This is a genomic window from Aminobacter sp. MET-1, from assembly GCF_026521175.1.
GTDB lineage: Bacteria > Pseudomonadota > Alphaproteobacteria > Rhizobiales > Rhizobiaceae > Aminobacter.
Genome location: NZ_JAMSHL010000089.1, coordinates 1 through 280, shown reverse-complemented (window position 1 = coordinate 280; position 280 = coordinate 1). Strand labels below are relative to the sequence as shown.

Annotated in this window: 1 protein-coding gene; it reads right to left on the bottom strand. The window is 67.1% G+C overall.

Annotation, left to right across the window (positions count from 1 at the left end):
* Positions 1-280 (bottom strand): pyridoxal-phosphate dependent enzyme (locus NDO48_RS29145; RefSeq protein ID WP_267322905.1); only part of this gene is annotated, 280 nt, incomplete at both ends.

The window sequence follows — 280 nt, the reverse complement described above, 5'->3', positions numbered from 1 at the left end:
GTCCAGCACCACGCCACGGCCTTCGGCGGCCATGCGCTCGGCGAGGTCACGCGCGCCTTCCATGCCTTCTTCCTGGGTAACCAGGATCAGCTGGGCGCCGTAGGCGGTCATGGCCGCCTTGCGCTCGGCGCTGCCGTTGTCGGGCATGATCAACACCATCTTGTAGCCTTTGATCGCCGCGGCCATGGCCAGGGCGATTCCGGTGTTACCCGAGGTGGCTTCGATCAGGGTGTCGCCGGGCTTGATCTGCCCGCGCAGCTCGGCGCGGGTGATCATCGAC